Raw genomic sequence first — 17,852 nt, forward strand, 5'->3', positions numbered from 1 at the left:
CAGCAGTCCCGGCGGTGGTCACCGTCTGCCCCGCTCAGTGCTGCTCGCCGGTCCTGTCCGCATAGCGAGGCAGACCGGCGGTGGAGATGGTCCAGTCGGCGATGGTGACGTCCTCGCCGTAGACGAAGTCCTTGCGGGTGGCGTAGCGGGGGCCGTCGGCGGTGATGTGGATGTCGGTGAGGACGGCGCCCTCGCCTGTGCGTGGGTCGAAGATCGCGTACACAGGGATGCCCATCAGGGGGTAGTCGCGCATCTTGGCGACCCAGTCGTTGTCCGGGTTGGAGCGGGAGACGATCTCGATGGCGGCGATGAGAGTACGGGGATCGAAGGAGCCCGGGACATCCATGTCCTCCATGGTGATCACCATGATGTCAGGGCGGCGCATGAGGCCCTGAGCCTCGTCCTCGACATCCGGTTCGCCCGTGTGAGCCACGATCTCCTCCGGCATCACCCTTTCCAGGCGCCTCCGCAGGTGCACGGTGGTCAGCTCATGAGGGCCGACAGGCGACATCATGTCGTGGACGATCCCTTCCTGGGTGATCTCGAACTTGCCGGGCAGGGTGTCGTCCGCCGACTGAACGAAATCCAGCATGGCCTGGTAGCGGTGCGAAGCGCCCTGTCGCGCGTTGTCCGGTGCGATGGTCATGGCGCTCGCTCCTCGTCTGTGCCCAGGGGCAAGGATCGTCACGTCCATGCTAGGCGGCCTCCGGGAAATCGGGTCGGCAGTCGCGGCAGCGGCCCGGGGCGGGGGCCCGGAAGGCGCGGTCGCAGCCGTCGCAGGTCTGGAGGGGGTGGCGGGGCTCCGGGGCCGGTGAGGCCGGTGGCCGGAACGGCGGTGGGGGCGGTAGCTGGGCGGTCAGGCGGTGGGCGAGGAGGGCGGCCGGGCGGATCAGGGGCTCGTTCGGCAGGTTCGCGGTCAGGGCGTGGCGTACGGCGGTGGGGGTGACCTCGCGTTCCAGCCAGGCGGCGACACCCGGGGCGAGGTGCTCGGCGTCGGTGGCGGACAGGAGCAGGCGGGGGTCGTGGCGGCGCAGGCCGGACAGGACGTCGAGGGCTGCCTGGAGGAGGGCAGCGGCGGGGAACGACGGCTGGGGCACTGCGGGCAGGCGGCGCTTGCGTGGCGCGGGCTCGTCGGGGGACGTGCGCGCGGTGGCCGACCTGCGGGCGGTCGTCTCCCGGGCGGCGTGGTGGCCGGGCCGGTTGCAGGAGACCGTACGGGTCACGATCCGGCCGGCGGGGGTGCGTTCGCGGGTGCGGCGCAGGTAGCCGTGCGCTTCCAGCTCCCGCAGGGCGCCCGCGATCCGGGTGGGGCCCTCGGGGAAGCGGGCGGCGAGGGTCTTGATGTCGACGGCGGTGCCCGGCCGGACGGACTGGATGTAGCAGGCCAGTCCGATGGCCAGCAGCGACAGTTCGGGGTGCTGGGCCAGGTCGTTGCCGATCACCGTGAAGTTCTCGGTGTGGCGGACGTGGTCGTGGGTGACGCCGGCGGGCCGGTGCGCGTCGGGGTGGTTTTTGCCCCGGATACGGGACTGGGCAGGCGTGGCCGCGCTAGGGTTTTCGGTGTCCATCGGGAAGGTCCTGCTTCCTCGGTGGTCAGGCCCTCGCACTGGGATGCCAGTCCCGGCGAGGGCCGTCGCATGTCTGGGATTGTGTGTACTGCTGGCGCTGAGCGTAGGGCAGGCAACGGGTCCAGAATCCAGCTCACTTGGGCATATTCACTCGCGGGGGTGAGTCTGCCCGGCGGGAGGGAGGGGTGGGGCTTGGCGGGGTGCTTTCTCCCCAGTGGGTAGTGCATAGGGAGCGCAGGTCGGGCCGGGTCGCGGGTGTTCACGTTCCGGTGACTGCGGTGCGGGGAGGTCGAATGCGGCCCAGACCGTCTTGCGGGGCGGCAGGCCCTGGGTGACGCCCCAGCGGTCGGCGAGGGCGGCCACGAGGGTCATTCCCCGGCCGCTCTCCTCCGTCGGCTCCATGACGTGGAGGCGTGGGCGCCGGTCACCCCGTGTGTCCGTGACCTCGATGCGGAGGGTTGCGCCGACCACGTAGAGCAGGAGCTTGAAGTTCCGGCCAGGGACGCGGCCGTGGGTGGCGGCGTTGTTCGCGAGTTCCGCCACGATCAGCCGGGCCGGGTCCAACGGAAGTTCCCAGGTGCGCAGTTGTTCGGTGGCGAGCAGACGGGCGAGACGGGCGCCCCGAGGGGTGGGGGACAGCAGGAGGCTGAAGTGGCGGATGGGGCCGCCGGAGCGGGGGAGTTCCTGATTCACGTCACTCAGCGTGGCCGGATGCGCTTACTGTGGGGAGTGACGCTGTGGTCGCGTACGGTGACCGTCCGCTGCTTGTCCGGTGTGTCCGGCCTGTCGGGGCCGTGCGTGTGGGCAGGGCGTCGCTGGCGACAGAGGGTACGACGGAGGGGCGCGCATGTCGGTGGACGGCGAGGTTCGGCAGCTGAGGACCGAGGCTGACGAGCCGGGGTGGGAGGTGGACCCGGACGACGAGTGGGGCGTGGCCGTCGTCGCCACCGTGGGGCGGCAGTTGAAGCTGCGGCGGGAAGCGGTGGGGATGCGCGCCGGCGAGTTCGGCAAGGCCGTGGGGTACGGCGAGGACCTCGTCTACAAGATCGAGAGCGGAAAGAGGATTCCCCGGCCCGAGTATCTGGACAGGGCGGACGAGGTGTTGGGGGCGGGCGGGCTGCTCGCCGCGATGAAGGAGGACGTGGCCAAGGTCCGGTATCCGAAGAGGGTGCGGGACTTGGCGGACATGGAGGCGCGGGCGGTTGAGATCGGGGTGTACGAGTCCAACATCATCGCCGGTCTGTTGCAGACACCGGAGCACGCTCGGGCGGTCATCAAGGCAGCGCAGCCGCCCTACTCACTGGACGATGTGGAGCGCATGGTGGCCGCTCGGCTGGCTCGGCAATCGGTCTTCGACCGGGATCCGGCGCCGTCGATCCACTTCGTGCTGGAAGAGGCCCCGCTACGTCGGCAGGTTGGGGGCACAATGGTGTGGCGGCAGCAGCTCGAACGTCTGTTGGAGGTGGGGCGGTTGCACTACGTCACGCTTCAGGTCATGCCGACGAACACCGAGCCCCATCCCGGACTGGACGGCAGGATCGAGCTGCTGAAGTTCCCGGTCGGTACGGCAGCCGGTCGTTCTGACGGTGCGTTCAACGGGCGGCCGATCACTGACCCGAAGCAGCTACGTATTCTCGAGCTGCGGTATGGCACCATCCGGGCGCAGGCTCTCTCATCGAGGGAGTCGCTGGCCTTCATCGAGCGACTGCTGGGAGACACATGATCCACAAGACCTCAGCCGGGGACGCCTCTGAACTGGCGTGGTTCAAGAGCAGCTACAGCGGTGGCACCGACGGCGAGTCTTGCGTCGAGATCGCTACTTCCCCCGGCACCATCCACATCCGTGACTCCAAGTACCGGGACGCCAGCCCTCGCCTCGCGCTCGCTCCGGAGGCTTGGGCGAACTTCGTGGCGTACACGTTCGGGAGCTGACCCCTCGACTGACATGCCCCGCGCCTGGTGGTCACCGGACGCGGGGCATTGCCGTACTGCTCAGAAGAGTGCGTCGGGCTGGCCGAACAGCGCGCCGTCGTCGAAGCCGTCTGGAGCGGCGCTGGAGTTGCGCTTGGCGGCCCGAGCCTTCGCCTTAGCCTTACGAGCGGCAGCCCGCCGCCGCTTGGCCTCGGGTGTGTGCAGGCCCTTCTCCACCTCTTCCTTGTAGCGAGCGTGGTTCAGCTCAAGGAGCCGGTCCAGGATCTCGGTTTGGATATCTGATGCGATGGTGAAGCGAATACCCTTAGGCGTGCTGTGGAATCCGTGCCTGAGGTCGAGATCGGTCCAGCCGTAGGCGTGGACTACGGCTTCGTCGACTGCAATGTGGGCTTCACGAATGGCTCGAATATCAGCCTCTGATTCGGTCTCGTCGTGGACGAGATTGTACAGATTAGTCAGACCGATCTCCCGTGAAGACATGGCGGCGCGCTGGGCGGATTCCAGGTCAACTCCTGAAGCTGCGAGGCTATTGATTTCCTTAGGCTTCGGGAAGTTTTCGTAGACGTCCGCAGGCGTGTAGCGGATTCGAGTCTCATGCGTGGAGCCCCATTTTAGAACCCATGCTAGGTGTGCGGCGCTCGACAGGAGGCTAAGTTCACCGGTCGAGTCTGTCGGAAACACGACCACTTGCTCGCTCATGACCTGTGCAGTTGATAGTCTTACGGGCACTGCCGCCTTGCTCACGCGTGCAATTGCGTTGACTCGCTCGAGGCCCGACATTAGCAGTGTAAGCATCGGCCTCTTGTCTGCGTACTGCCACCACCGCTGGGGAAGTGGTTTTCGCAAAGCGAACGTCCCATCCGAGTTTCGGCGTTGTCGGACGGGCTTTACATCCCGCTCCAGAATCTCGTACGCGGCTGGATACTCACGAGCCCGTTCCTCGGGCCAGTCGTGAAAGTTGATCACCCAGCGGCTTGCTGAAAAATCGGGGCGAGAGTTGAGATCGTCGCCGTTGAGGTACGGGAAGAGTACGTCGTGATTGCGTTGGTCCTGTTCGATGAGATCCCGAGCAGTCTCGGGGGACAAGACAAACCCCTTCCCCAGGACGATCGATCCCTGGAAAGACTGGTCCTCGTTTGCGGCAAGAGCATACGGCTTGCCGCTTACCCGAGAAGCTCTGTCCAGCCCAGGCGTGATGCCCTGCACCGGATTGCCATCCAGAATGACGGTCTCGTCATCGACGCGTGGTCCCAGCCACACCAGTGACACTTCGAGTGCGGCTGTTCCGGGCCATGGCCTAGACTTGATTGCCCTGTAGATCGACCAGCCAGCGTCAGTGGCTTGATCGAGGCTGACCTCGCGATTCTGATTCTGTGCGAGCGAATTAGTTGCGATGATCCCTGTTCGCCTACCCGGGGCTAGGGTGAGATTGCGTAGCAGGAAGTAAGCGCAGAGGTCAGCTCCGCCACGTACGCCATTACCGATACGGTTGACGAGGTACTCGCGGTAGTCACCACCGACTGCGCCTGTGAGCATCCGTCCACCCACAAACGGCGGATTCCCCACCACCGCATCAAACCCAGCAGCTCCCCCCACCCTCATAACCTCAGGAAACTCCAACGGCCAGTGCAGCGGCCGGACCGCCTCCGCCCGAGGCCCCTTCAGCCACCCCTCCACGATCTCCCGCGCCTGCTCAGCCGCGGCCTCGGCCGCAAACTCGTCCTCCTCCCCCAGAGCCGTGGCGACCAGCCCCGCCACCGCCTCCAGCCGGTACCGGTACGCCCGGCTCTTCGCGTCCTCCTTGGCGTCGCGGAACCGTGCGGCCCCCCGCGCCCCGCCCGCGTTCTCCTCGCCGGAGATCTCGGACGCCTCCTCGTCGGAGATGCCCTCGGCGGCCAGCGCGGCGCCGACCACCGCGTCCGCCGCGAGCCGCAGCTTGCCGCTCAGGGCCCCCGCCTTCGCCAGCAGCTCGGCCTTGTCGCGGACGACCCGGATGTCCGTGACCGCCGTCGACTCGATCTGCCGCCGCAGTTCGGCCGCACGCGACAGCAGTGACTCCGTGTTCTCCAGCGCCCGCGCGACCTCGGGGCTCAACTGCCGGTCCTGCCAGTCCAGATGGAACTGCCGGACCTGGCGCACGTCGATCACGCCGACCAGCGAGTCCCCGCACCGCAGCGCGTGGTCCAGGAACGAGAACGGCCGCCCCTTCGCCAGGGTCACCAGCCACAGCGACAGCTTGGCCAGCTCCACCGCCATGGGGTCGCGGTCGACGCCGTACAGGCACTGGTCGGCCACCAACCGCCGTGCGATCTGGTGCAGTTGCTCGTGGTCGTCGCGGTCCACGTCCCGCGCGATCTCCGGCGGGAGTTCCGGCTCCCGGAGCCAGGCGTCCACCACCCGGTCCGACAGGTACCGGCACGCCGACACCAGGAACGCCCCCGAACCCATCGCCGGGTCCAGTACCCGCAGCTTCAGCAGCTCCTCGGCCTTCTTCGGCCGCCAGACACCGGGATCCGCGCCCTCTGCGGGACCGGGCGAGAAGCACAGCGGGGCCAGCGTGTGCTCCACGACCTCCTCCGCCAGCGCCTTCGGCGTGTAGTGCGTGCCGGTGTCACGGCGGTTTCCGGAGCGGACCATGATGACCGAGCCCGCCGGCCACACCTTCGGCTCGCCGCGCAGGTCGGTGCCGTACAGGCCGGAGAAGGCAGCCGCCCGCTCGACGAGGGCCGGGTCGCTGCCGCACGCCGTCTCCAGCTCGACCGTCACCGTGCCGGACCTGGCCTGCGCCGCCTCCACCGTGGCCGGCTTCGTACCGGCCGCCGCCGCCACCTGGTCGGCGAGCGTCCCGGCCGCCGACCACTCCTCCAGGCGGGCCAGCGGCAGGACCGCCTCGTACTTCCGGTCCCGGCCGAAGGAGACGCCGACGTACGGTTCCTCGGCCCAGTGGCAGCCGTACTCCAGCAGGCCCTCGTAGACGTGGCCGATCTGCTCGACGTCCAGGCCCTTGTACGACAGGCGCTCCTTGCCCTTGAAGCCCTTGCGGGCGCGCAGGGTGAGGAGGGCGTCGAGGATCTCGTACACCACCCGGTCCGTCACCTTGGCCGGGACCAGCCAGGGGAAGCGGGACGGGTCGAAGAGGGAGCCGCCGTACGGCGGGATCCACAGCTGGTCGTGCGTGCTGCCGCCGTGGATCGCGGCGAACACGGCGAGCAGGCGCGGCCAGGTCGCCTCGACCCGGTCGCCCAGCTCGTCGCCGTGCAGGCTCTGCGCCTTCGCCAGCTCGTCGTGGAGGGGGCCGACGGCGTAGGAGGCGTCGTACAGCTCGTCGCCGGAGGGCAGCAGGCGCTGCTCCTCGGCGTAGAGGAGGAAGACGAGGCGCATCATGACGGTGAGCGCGCCCTCGTAGACCTGCTTGGCCGGTACGCCCCGCAGCAGGTCGCCGCCCGACTCGCGGTCCAGCCGGGACACTTCGGCCACCAGCAGGGACACCGCCTCGCGCACCTGGCGGCCCAGGGTGTCGGTGACCTCGGACTGGGCGTCGGCGGTGCGGGCGAACAGGCCCGCCGTGGAGTCGGTCGGCCTGCCCTCCGCGTCCAGCGGCGGGCGGATCACGCGGCTCGCGGTGAGCAGACTCGTGAAGGCGCGGGCGAGGATCGGCTCCTCGGTCCACAGGTCCGCGTCGAAGACGGCGATGGTCGTCGCTTCCTTCGGGCGGGCGTGCACCAGGGCCCACTCGCGGCCGTTCGTCAGCAGGGCGAGCGGCACCTCGCGGGCGCGGCACAGCTCGGCCGCCCGGTCGGCGAGGCCGGGCTGGTCGCCGCGCGGGCGGTTGAGGGGGCCCTCCCAGTCATCCGTGCGGAAGAACAGGGCGCGCGGGGCCAGGCCGCCGGAGCGGCCGGGGCCGACCAGGACCGCGTCGGGCGTGTTCGCGCCGGCGCGCAGTGACTCGGGGACCGCCGCGCCCTCGCGCAGGCCGGGCGCCCGCCAGCCCAGCAGTTCCGCCAGGACGAACGTCTCCCACGCGGAGCGCAGCAGCGCCGGGTCCTCCCGGACCTCCGCCCAGGCCTGCCGCAGCCGCTCCCACGTCTCCGGCGGGATCGTGTCGAGGCCCTGGGGGAACGCGCCGACCAGCACCGGTAGCGAGACGAACGGGCCGTCGGGGCGCAGCAGCCGGAGCCAGTCCTCGTGCTGCTCGGAGGGGGTGGGGACCGAGCCCTTGGGCGGGACCTTCCTGGCGGTGCGGGCGGCGGGCGGCATCAGCGGTTCTCCTGGCGGGCGGTGGCGGAGAGGGAGCGGGGGACGAGGAAGGTCACGGCGACCGGGAACCAGCGGGGCGAGGGATCGGACCAGCGGCGGCGCAGCGCGGCCGTCTCCGTCTCCGTCACCTCGGGCAGCCTTCGCAGCCGCTCCACGAGCGCCTCGCGGTCGGCGCGCAGCTGGCGGCGCTCGTCGTCGACGTCGAAGAGTGACTCCTGCTGCCAGTACCCGGTGTTGTCGAGGCGCGCCCGGATCGAGCGGCCCAGGTCCTCCAGGACCGCGCGCATGCCCTCGACCTCCTGCTCGCAGCGTTCGGCGAGCACGGATTCAAGGGAGCGGAAGCGGCGGTTCGCCCTGGTGTTCAGGGCGCGCGCGAGACGCTTCTCCAACTGGGACCAGAGTTCGGTCAGCTCGGTGAGGACGCTCTCGGCCGGCAGCTCCTCCGTGGCCTCGGCCAGCCACGCGTCGACCTCCTCCATCCTCCCTGCGGCGAACCTGCCGCCCTCGATCAGCCCGCCGGCCGTGATGACCTCCTCGTGCAGCCGGGTTCCGCCGCTGCCGGTGATGACCACACGGCCGTGCGCGACCACCGCCGGCTGGCGCAGCGCACCGTCCGGCACGACCCGGGCCGTCACCCGGGACAGACGCGCCCCGGCGCCGCTCGACCACAGCTCCGCCCGCAGCAGCCGCAGGCACATCTGGACCAGGCGGTGGCCCAGGTGCATGTGGACCACGTCGGTGCGGTCGCGGGCCTCCGCCTCGTCGAAGACGACCGGGCGCTCCTTGCCGGTGAGAGGGTGGCGCAGGCCGTCGTTGCGGGCCCGCGCCCAGGCGCCGGGCAGCTCTGGCAGGCGGAAGCAGCGGGCGCCCCGGTCGGGCTGCGGGTCGGGGACCTCGATGAGGTCCTTGCGGTGGGCGAGCAGCAGGCCCGTGCGGACGACCCGTTCCACGGTCTCCGGGTGCAGGTGCAACTGCTGACGGCTGTCCGTCAGGGCGTCCACCAGGCGTTCCAGGTCACGGGCCAGGTCGCGTTCGACCTTCAGGACGGCCTTGCCCGACCGCTTGGTGATCTCGGCGTCGGCGGTGGTCCAGCTCGAACGCCGCCCCAGCATCTTCTGCTCGACCTGGGAGGCGATCACCTCCCCCGCGCTGCCGAGGTCCTCGCGGATGCGCTCGGTCTTGCGGGCGGCGACGGCGAGGAAGTGCAGCTCGTCCTCCAGGGCGCCGTCCTCGTAGCCGGAGTCCGTGTGGTGGTCGTGGGCCGGGTCGAAGCCCTGCCAGCCGCGCGGCACGAAGTGGTACACGTCCACCTGGTCGGCCTTCTGCCCGTGCCGGTCCACCCGGCCGTTGCGCTGCTCCAGCCGGTTCGGGTTCCACGGGATCTCCCAGTGCAGCACCCGGTGGCAGTGCGCCTGGAGGTTGATGCCCTCGCTGGCCGCGTCGGTGCCGAGGAGGATACGGACCGGGGACAGGTCGGGGCTCTCCTGGAAGACCTGCTTGACCTGCTCCCGCTCCTCCTGGTCCTGGCCGCCATAGAGCTGCGCGATCCGCTCCGCCGGGTATCCGGCGGCGATCAGCTGCCCGTACAGCCAGCGCTGGGTGTCGCGGTACTCGGTGAAGACGATCACCCGCTCCGGCTCCCAGTCGCCCAGCGGGCCGTCGGGGCAGACGATGCCGTCCAGCCACTCCCGGAAGCGGGCGAACTTGGCGTCCGGCCGCTTCCCGGCGTCCACGGCCCAGGCGTCGAGCTCCTTGAGCAGCGTGTGCTCGCGCTCGGAGAGCGGACGCATGGCCTGGCGGGCCGCGGTAAGAGCGCGGGCCGCCGCCTCGGCCTGCTCCTGCTCGCTCTCCTCCTCGGCCTCCTCGACCCCGTCGATCAGAGGTCGCAGCACCCGTACGCTCGGGGCCGGTTCGTGCGCGGGCACTTCGGGGCGTGACGTCATCGTCTTCAGGTGGGTGCTGATCGTCTCCGCGAATGCCTTCGGTGACGACAGGAAGCGCTTCTTCAGCAGGGTGGTCACGAAGTCGGCGGCCGTCTGGCCGGCCTTCCCCTCTCCCTGCCCGTCGCGACGCGAGCGCGCGTACTCCGCCAGCTTCGCGTACGCCTCCCGCGCCGAGTCGCTGTAGTCGACCTCCAGCGCGTGCGGCACCCGCCGGGGGAAGCGCGGCTTGCCGTTCCACAGGGGCGGAAGGTCGGACTTCATGCGGCGCACCATCACCCTGCGCAGTTGCTCCTCGGACGGCTTGACGCCACGGGCGAACCGGTGGTCGTCGAGGAGCTCCAGGAGCGCGGTGAAGGACTCCAGGTAACCGTTGTGCGGGGTCGCGGAGAGGAAGAGGCGGTGCTCGCAGTGCGGCGCGAGCAGCTTCACGGCCCGGGTGCGCTGCGAGTCCACCGCGTACTTGCCCGTGCCGGAGGGCGCGCAGGTGTGCACCTCGTCCACCACCAGCAGGTCGAACGCGCGCGGGTACTCCGGCACCGGCGGCAGCAGTTCCCGCAGCATGCGAAGCGGGCGTTCGCGCTTGAGCCAGTCGATGGAGACGATCAGGCGCGGGTGGTGGGTCCACGGGTTGGCGTACAGCCCGGCCGAGCGGCGCAACTCCCGCAGCATTCGCGTGTTGACGATGCGGAAGTCCAGACCGAACTTGTCGCGCATCTCGTCCCGCCACTGGAGCGTCAGGCCGGCGGGGCAGACGATCAGCATGGAGCGGGCGCGGTGGCGCAGCATCAGCTCCTGCATCACCAGACCGGCCTCGACCGTCTTGCCCAGGCCGACGTCGTCGGCGATCAGCAGGTTCGTGCGCGGCATGGACAGGGCGCGGACCACCGGGTCCAGCTGGTAGTCCTGGATCTCGACACCCGAGCGGAACGGTGCCTGGAGGGCCGTCTTGTCGGCGGAGGCGATGGCACCCCAGCGCACCGCGTCCAGGAAGGCGTCCAGGCGTCCAGGATCGTCGAAGCCGCTCTTCGGCGAAGGCAGCTCGTACTGGTCGTGGACGTCCGTGGCCTGCTCCAGCTCCCAGACCACCCGCAGTTCCTCGTCCCGGCCGTCGCTCTCCAGCGAGGACAGGGTGATCAGGTGGCTGGGAGCAGCTTGCGCGGCACGGGCGGGGTCATCACTGGCGGCGGTGGAGCCGAGGATGTCGGTGACCATCCAAGGACGGTGGCGAACCGTGACGCGCTGCCCGGGTGCCGGCACCGGTGTACTCGACGGCTTCGGATCCGCCTTCGCCGATTGTGCGGCCATCTCGTTCGTCCCCGCAGCTTTCACGGACATCCCCTTCCCCGGCGGTCGTAAAAGTCTAGGTGCGTGGTGGGCGGGGAACGCCCCAACGGAGCGGATCGGACAGATCATGAGATGCGGCAGTGCCCGCAGGCATGAACGCGCCCCGCTTCCGGCTGGCCGGGAGCGGGGCGGGCGGTGGGTGCGGGCCGGGTCACGCCTGCGGATCGCCGCCGAAGCGCTCCTTGTAGGTCTCCAGGTCCTCGTCCGTGAGCTTGGCGAAGAGGACCGGGGGCACGGTGAAGGGGGTGCCGGCCGGGACGGAGTCCAGGGACCTCGCCTCGTCCGCGCTCACCCAGGTCGCCGTGTCGTCCTGGAGGGAGAGCGCGGTGCGCATCGCCTTCGCCGTCGCCGGGATGAAGGGCTCGGAGACGACCGCGTAGAGGTGGATCAGGTTCATCGCGGTGCGCAGGGTGAGCGCCGCGCCGTCCTTGTCCGTCTTGATCTCCAGCCAGGGGGCCTTCTCCTCGAGGTAGGAGTTGCCCGCCGACCACAGGGCGCGCAGGGCGGCGGCCGCCTTGCGGAACTGGAGGGCCTCCATGTGCTCCTCGTACTCGGCGAGGAGACGGGCGATCTCCTCGCCGAGCCGCGTCTCCGCCTCGCCGGGCTCGCTGCCCGCCGGGACCTCCTCGCCGAAGCGCTTGCGGGAGAAGGACAGGACGCGGTTGACGAAGTTGCCCAGAGTGTCGGCCAGGTCCTTGTTCACCGTGGCCGTGAAGTGCTCCCAGGTGAAGGACGAGTCGTCGGACTCGGGGGCGTTGGCGATGAGGAAGTAGCGCCAGTAGTCCGCCGGGAGAATCTCCAGAGCCTGGTCGGTGAAGACGCCACGCTTCTGGGAGGTGGAGAACTTGCCGCCGTAGTACGTCAGCCAGTTGAACGCCTTGACGTAGTCGACCTTCTTCCACGGCTCGCGCACGCCCAGCTCGGTGGCCGGGAACATCACGGTGTGGAAGGGGACGTTGTCCTTCGCCATGAACTCCGTGTAGCGGACCTCGTCGTCGACGTCGTACCACCACGACTTCCAGTCGCGGTGGGCCGGGTCCTGGTCGGCCCACTCCTTCGTCGCGCCGATGTACTCGATCGGTGCGTCGAACCAGACGTAGAAGACCTTGCCCTCGGCCGCCAGCTCCGGCCAGGTGTCCGTGGGCACCGGGACGCCCCAGTCCAGGTCGCGCGTGATCGCGCGGTCGTGCAGGCCCTCGTTCAGCCACTTGCGGGCGATGGAGGAGGCCAGCTGCGGCCACTGCGCCTCGTGGCGCGCCACCCACTCCTCGACCTCGTGCTGGAGCTTGGACTGCAGCAGGAACAGGTGCTTGGTCTCGCGCACCTCCAGCTCCGTGGAGCCGGAGATCGCCGAGCGCGGGTTGATCAGGTCGGTCGGGTCCAGCACCCGGGTGCAGTTCTCGCACTGGTCGCCGCGCGCCTTGTCGTAGCCGCAGTGCGGGCAGGTTCCCTCGACGTAGCGGTCCGGCAGGAAGCGTCCGTCGGCCGGGCTGTAGACCTGGCGGATCGCGCGCTCCTCGATGAAGCCGTTCTCGTTGAGCCTGCGGGCGAAGTGCTGGGTGATCTCCACGTTCTCGGCGGAGGAGCTGCGGCCGAAGTAGTCGAAGGCCAGCGCGAAGCCGTCGTAGACCGCCTTCTGCGCGTCGTGCGCCTGCGCGCAGAACTCGTCGACCGGCAGGCCCTGCTCCTTGGCGGCCAGTTCCGCCGGGGTGCCGTGCTCGTCGGTCGCGCAGATGTACAGCACGTCGTGGCCGCGCTGGCGCAGGTAGCGCGCGTACACGTCCGCCGGGAGCATGGACCCCACCATGTTGCCCAGGTGCTTGATCCCGTTGATGTACGGAAGGGCGCTGGTGATGAGGTGTCGAGCCATCGCGGGCTGCTCCCAAGTCGCTACGCGGGGTGACGCCGGGCGGGTTCTCCCGGCCGTCCGATTCGTCTACGAACCTTGAAATCGTAGCCGACACGGGTACGCCGCCCGCTTCCCGTTTTACGGGCTGGGAAGCGGGCGGCGCGGGACGCCGTACGGCGGGAGCGGTGCGCTACGGGCGCCAGGCCGCGAGCACGCCCTCGTAGAGCTCCTTGTCCGTGAGCTCGCGGGGGGTGGGGCCGGCGTGGAAGAAGGAGGCGTTGCCGGTCTTCAGCTTCCGCAGGTAGTCGAAGGCCTTGTTGTCGTGCTCGCCGAAGGCGACGAAGGAGAAGAACACGGTGGGGTGGTTCTTCGCCGCGTCGGTGAGGGCCTGGGTGGCGGGGGTCTTGGCGTCGGGGGCGCCGTCCGTCTGGAAGATCACCAGTACGGGGTCGCCGGGGCTGGTCTTCTCGTGGTGTGCGAGGACCGCCTCGACCGCCGCGTGGTAGCTCGTACGGCCCATGCGGCCCAGGGTGGCGTGGACCTCGTCGACCTTGTTCTCGTGGTCGGTGAGGGTGAGTTCGGCGGTGCCGTCCACGTCCGTGGAGAAGAAGGTGACCTGGACCGCCGCCTCGGGGTCGAGGTGGGCGGCGAGGGCGAGGGTCTGTTCGGCCAGGGCCTGGGCGGAGCCGTCCTTGTAGTACGGGCGCATGGAGGCGGAGCGGTCGAGGACCAGGTGGACCTTGGCACGGGTGCCGGTGAGGTCGTACTTCTTCAGGGCGGCGGTGGCTGCCTTGTAGGCGGCGGTCAGGCCGGGGGCGCCGGCCTTGACCCTCGCCAGGGTGAGGGCCGGCTTCGCCGTGGGGGCGGTGGCCGGCGGTGCGGTGGCCGGCGGTGCGGTGGCCGACGGCGCGGTGGCCGGCGGTGCGGGCTGCTCGGCCTCGGCCTCGGCTTCGCCTTCGGCCGGGGTGTCGTTCCCACCCGCACCACCCGTGCGGGATTCGTCGTCGGGTGCGGGTGGCCCCTGCGGGGGTGCCTCGCCGTCGGCGGCTTGCGGTTCGTGGACCGCGGGTGCCGCCGGCTTCTCCGCCGCCGGCTCCGCCGGTTCCTCCGCCGCCGGGGCCGGCGGTTCCTCCGCCGCCGGGGCCGGCGGGGTGTCGGCTGCCGGTGCTTCCGGCTCCTCCGCGATCGGCTCCTCCGCCGCCGGTGCTTCCGGCTCCTCTGCGACTGGCGCGTCCGCGATCGGCTCCGCCGCCTGTGCTTCCGGCTGTTCCGTGACCGGTGCTTCCGCGATTGGCTCCGCCGCCTGTGCTTCCGGCTGTTCCGTGACCGGTGCTTCCGCGATTGGCTCCGCCGCCTGTGCTTCCGGCTCCTCTGCGACTGGCGCATTCGTCGCCGGTGCTTCCGGTTCCGTCGTTACCGGTGGTTCCGGGGCTGCCGTGGGCTTCTTCGCTGCCGGCTCCGGCGGTTCTGTCGGTTCCACCGGCCTTGACGGCTGGGGGACCGTGATGTTGTCGAAGGCCGCCGAGACCAGCTCGTGCTCCGTGCGCGGGTCCGGGACGTGGACGCTCGCCGGGGGCTCGGGGGACGGGGAGGGGGACGGCACCTTCGGCTCGGAGCGCCGTGCCACGGGCTCCGCGGCCGGGGCCGGTTCCTGGGTCGGAACCTGTTCCGCACCCTCTGCTTCGGCGGCACGCCCCTTGCGTGACCGGCCGAACGCGTTCCGCAGGCGAGTGAGAATGCCCATGTGCGCAACCCTTCGCGTGAGTTGATCCCGTCGATCCCTGGCCAGGACGGACACGTAAGGTTAGCGGCCCCGAGTGGCGATCTTGGGCAGGGGAGAAGGACGGTGGCCGTACCGTGTCCTGCCTGGGCGAGAACCTCGCCGGTCAGGCCTCGACGCTCGTCGGGGGCTGCGGCTGGGGCTGGGACGTCGGGGCCGGCCCGTTGGGGCGGCGCCGGCGGGTCACGCGGCCGGTGAGCCAGGTGAGCGCGGCGACCGTCAGGCCGAGGCCCACCAGGATCCAGGACGCCGTGCGCAGGGTGGCGGTGAGGGCGTCGTAGACGGCGCCCACGGCAGGGTGGGAGACCTCGTCGGGCAGTCCGGCGAGGGTCAGGCCGCGGCCCACGGCGAGGGCGAGGACGAGCAGGGCGCCGCCGAGCGCGGTGCCGAGCGCGGTCGCGGTGAGCGCCCGGCGGCGGCAGGCGGCCAGCGCGATGCCGGCGACGGCGAACGCGACCGCGGCGACGGGGAGCCAGAATCCGGCCACCTCGAGCACGTCGAATCCCTTCCGCAGGCGGCCCAGGTCCTGGGCCGGGAGCAGGGCGACCTCGGTGTGCTCGACGGGAATGCGGGCGGCGAGCGGTACGTGGTCCTCGGTGAGCTGGGCCTTGACCTGCGCGGTGACCGGGGCGAGGTCGACGGTGACCGGGCGGTCGCGGTCGTCGTCCCCTTCGCGCAGGGCGCGCAGCACGGCGTCGTGCGCGGCCCGGTTGCCCTCGTTCCAGGCCGTGCGGAAGGCCGCGGTCTGGGTGAAGGATCGCACCGCGTCGTGCACGAAGGGGGCGACGGTGCCGCGGGTGACGCGGATGTCCATCTGGTGGTCGATCTCGTCCATGATCCCGTCCCCCACCGTGTCCGCGATCGCCTCCCGTACGTCCGGGTCGTGGGCGAGCGGCGCCATCGTGGTGACGTAGCGGCCGGTGTCGGCGAGGCCGTACGCCGCCCACGCCGACAGCGCGCTGAACGGCACGAGCAGGCACGAGAAGGTGGTCAGCACGGCCGACAGGCCGCTGCGCAGGCGTCGGGACACACCCTCAGGCAATGCCCGCTCGGAAGCCTGTGCCAGCGGGGGGACGGCAATCGGGTGATGACCCACGGCCGTGCCGGTGCGCGCACGGCGGCGGCGGGCCGGGGATCCGGCCCGCCGGGAGAGGGGGTGCGTCAGATGTGGTGGCCCTCGGCGTCCTCGTGCGTGTAGGCCCAGTAGAAGCAGATGAGGCCGGCGATCGCGCCGAGGCCCAGTGACAGGCCGGTGGCCAGCAGCACCGTCTCGCCGCTCTGGCTGTAGAGGAAGCCGAACACGATGCCGATGTAGGCGAACCACAGCAGCGCGTGCAGTTCGCGCGGAAGGCGCGGGCCCAGGCGCAGGACGCCGACCGTGACCAGCGTGAACACGATCGCGGTGATGAAGCCGAAGGCGAGGTTCCAGCCGGTGATCGGGCCGCCGCTGCGCCGGATGGCCGCGGCCCAGTAGCCGTAGATCAGGCCGATGGCGAAGGGCAGTACCCATCGGCCGATCGCGTGGGCGCGCGGACTGAAGATGTCGGGCGGGCGGTGACGGGTGCGGGTGCCACGGGTGGTGACGGCCGCGGTCACGGGTGCCGCGTGAGCCATGGGAGCGCTCCTTCCTCTCGTCGCCTCCGCCTACCAGAGCACACCTGGGAAGGGGCCCTGGCAAGTGCTGGGGACCCGGATGCGTGCGGTGGCCGCCTGTGCTGTGCTGAGGGTCGTGAGCGACGGCGGGATCGGGGGGCAGGAACGGTTCGACGGGTACCAGCGGGCCGGCCGCCGGGGTGCCGGGCGGCGCCATCCGCTGCTGCGGGTGCGGGGACGCAGCGTCGCCTGGATGCCGCCGCTGCTGCTGCTCGTCGGCATCGCCGTCCTGGACTGGAACACCGGCGGAGAGTTCCGGGTCATCTCCTGGATCGTGCTGGTGCCCGGCATCTCCGCGGCGATCTGCGCGGTGTGGACGACCGCGGTCTTCGCCGCGCTGTCCCTCGCCACGTACTACGTGGTGGACGCGTCCTGGCCGCACCAGTACCGCACCGGCGTCCCCGACTTCATCCTCGTCGCCGCGGGCGGCGCGCTCGCCGTGCTGGCGTGCGCGGTGCGGGTGCGCGGGGAGCGGCTGATGCTGCACATGCAGGACGTGGCGGCGACCACGCGCCGTGCCGTGCTGCGCCCGCTGCCGCCCGGCTGGGGCGGGCTGGACCACGCGGGCGTGTACCTGGCCGCGGACTCCGACGCCCGAATCGGCGGGGACTTCTACGACATCCAGCCCGGCCCGGCCGGCACGCGCGTCCTCGTCGGTGACGTGCAGGGCAAGGGGCTCGGCGCGGTGGAGGCGGCGGCCGCGCTGCTCGGTACCTTCCGCGAGGCCGGCTACCACGAACGGGACCTGACTGCGGTCGCCGAGCGCCTGGAGTCGCGCATGGTCCGGCACCGGGAGCACGCCATGGCCATGGGCAGGGACGAGGAGGACCGCTTCGCCACCGCCGTGCTGATCGGCTTCCCGGACGACGACCCGGGCGCGGTCAGGGTCGTCAACTTCGGTCACGAACCTCCCCTGGTCGTGGGACCGCGGGGCGTGCGCCGGCTGCCGCCGGGCGAGGGGCTGCCGCTCGGCCTCGGGGAGTTCTCCACGCACGGGCCGCCGCCGGTGAAGCGGGCGGCGCTCGGGCCCGGGGAGACCCTGCTGCTGTTCACCGACGGCGTGACCGAGGCGCGGGACGGCACCGGTGCGTTCTACCCGCTCGCCCGCGAGGTGGCCCGCGCCCTCGCCGCCGACGCGCGCACCGCCGAGCCGCGCCGCCTGGTGGCCCGCGTGCGCGACGGCACGCTGCGCCACTGCGGCGGGCGCCTCGGCGACGACACCACGATCTTCGCGGTGCGCAGGACGGCGGCGGGTCCCCCGGTGGAGTCCGGGGCGGCCTCCCGTCCCCGGCCCCGGCTGGGCGACGGCACGACGTAGGGCACGGCCGGGGTCCGGCACAGGGTCCGGCACGGGGGAGGAGGCGAGGCGGATGCCCGCCGGCGGGCGGCGTGGGGTGGCGGTCTTGGCTCGGGTGTCGGCCGGGGGCGTGGGGTTGGGGTGGTGCTGGGGTCCGGCACGGGTGAGGAGGCGGTGCGGGTGTCGGCCGGGGGCGTGGATTGCGGTGGTAGTGCGGGTGTCGGCCGGG

12 protein-coding genes are annotated in these 17,852 nt (G+C 71.0%); 3 read left to right on the forward strand and 9 right to left on the reverse strand.

Annotated features, from left to right (window positions below; all coding sequences use genetic code 11):
* Nucleotides 1–34: 34 nt before the first annotated feature.
* The 3 genes from IE217_RS04510 to IE217_RS04520 form a co-directional block, all read right to left on the reverse strand.
* Nucleotides 35–646, reverse strand: a complete 612-nt coding sequence (locus IE217_RS04510) for a Uma2 family endonuclease (RefSeq protein ID WP_190176370.1) — start codon at nucleotides 644–646, stop codon at nucleotides 35–37.
* Between the two features lie 49 nt (nucleotides 647–695).
* A complete protein-coding gene (locus IE217_RS04515) occupies nucleotides 696–1,568 on the reverse strand; it encodes a helix-turn-helix domain-containing protein (RefSeq protein ID WP_190176371.1) in 873 nt (290 codons plus the stop codon).
* Between the two features lie 147 nt (nucleotides 1,569–1,715).
* Nucleotides 1,716–2,261, reverse strand: coding sequence for an ATP-binding protein (locus tag IE217_RS04520; protein ID WP_190176372.1), 546 nt, complete (start codon nucleotides 2,259–2,261; stop codon nucleotides 1,716–1,718).
* Nucleotides 2,262–2,415: 154 nt separating this feature from the next.
* On the opposite strand from IE217_RS04520, the gene IE217_RS04525 reads away from it, so the two are divergent.
* Nucleotides 2,416–3,291 (forward strand): helix-turn-helix domain-containing protein, encoded by an 876-nt coding sequence (locus IE217_RS04525; protein WP_190176373.1) that lies wholly within the window; start codon nucleotides 2,416–2,418, stop codon nucleotides 3,289–3,291.
* Complete coding sequence (locus IE217_RS04530; protein ID WP_190176374.1) at nucleotides 3,288–3,500, forward strand: DUF397 domain-containing protein; 213 nt, start codon at nucleotides 3,288–3,290, stop codon at nucleotides 3,498–3,500. The genes IE217_RS04525 and IE217_RS04530 overlap by 4 nt, the downstream gene beginning before the upstream one ends.
* A 60-nt stretch (nucleotides 3,501–3,560) precedes the next feature.
* Here IE217_RS04530 and IE217_RS04535 read toward each other — a convergent pair whose 3' ends face one another.
* The 6 genes from IE217_RS04535 to IE217_RS04560 form a co-directional block, all read right to left on the reverse strand.
* Nucleotides 3,561–7,757 carry an Eco57I restriction-modification methylase domain-containing protein gene (locus IE217_RS04535; RefSeq protein WP_190176375.1) on the reverse strand — a complete coding sequence of 1,399 codons (4,197 nt, stop codon included), beginning with the start codon at nucleotides 7,755–7,757 and terminating at the stop codon, nucleotides 3,561–3,563.
* Entirely contained in the window at nucleotides 7,757–10,912 is a 3,156-nt protein-coding gene (drmD, locus tag IE217_RS04540) for a DISARM system SNF2-like helicase DrmD (RefSeq protein WP_229865017.1), read from the reverse strand. The genes IE217_RS04535 and drmD overlap by 1 nt, the downstream gene beginning before the upstream one ends.
* A 283-nt stretch (nucleotides 10,913–11,195) precedes the next feature.
* Complete coding sequence (gene metG, locus IE217_RS04545) at nucleotides 11,196–12,914, reverse strand: methionine--tRNA ligase (RefSeq protein WP_190176377.1); 1,719 nt, start codon at nucleotides 12,912–12,914, stop codon at nucleotides 11,196–11,198.
* Nucleotides 12,915–13,083: 169 nt separating this feature from the next.
* Nucleotides 13,084–14,637 (reverse strand): VWA domain-containing protein, encoded by a 1,554-nt coding sequence (locus IE217_RS04550; protein WP_190176378.1) that lies wholly within the window; start codon nucleotides 14,635–14,637, stop codon nucleotides 13,084–13,086.
* Nucleotides 14,638–14,779: 142 nt separating this feature from the next.
* Complete coding sequence (locus IE217_RS04555) at nucleotides 14,780–15,703, reverse strand: hypothetical protein (RefSeq protein ID WP_190176379.1); 924 nt, start codon at nucleotides 15,701–15,703, stop codon at nucleotides 14,780–14,782.
* 131 nt (nucleotides 15,704–15,834) lie between these two features.
* Nucleotides 15,835–16,287, reverse strand: coding sequence for a hypothetical protein (locus IE217_RS04560; RefSeq protein WP_190176380.1), 453 nt, complete (start codon nucleotides 16,285–16,287; stop codon nucleotides 15,835–15,837).
* A gap of 106 nt (nucleotides 16,288–16,393) precedes the next feature.
* Here IE217_RS04560 and IE217_RS04565 point away from each other — a divergent pair, with 106 nt between their 5' ends.
* Nucleotides 16,394–17,644, forward strand: coding sequence for a PP2C family protein-serine/threonine phosphatase (locus IE217_RS04565; RefSeq protein WP_373297960.1), 1,251 nt, complete (start codon nucleotides 16,394–16,396; stop codon nucleotides 17,642–17,644).
* Nucleotides 17,645–17,852 lie beyond the last annotated feature (208 nt).

Origin of the sequence: Streptomyces naganishii JCM 4654 (assembly GCF_014650575.1) — a bacterium.
GTDB classification, from domain to species: domain Bacteria; phylum Actinomycetota; class Actinomycetes; order Streptomycetales; family Streptomycetaceae; genus Streptomyces; species Streptomyces naganishii.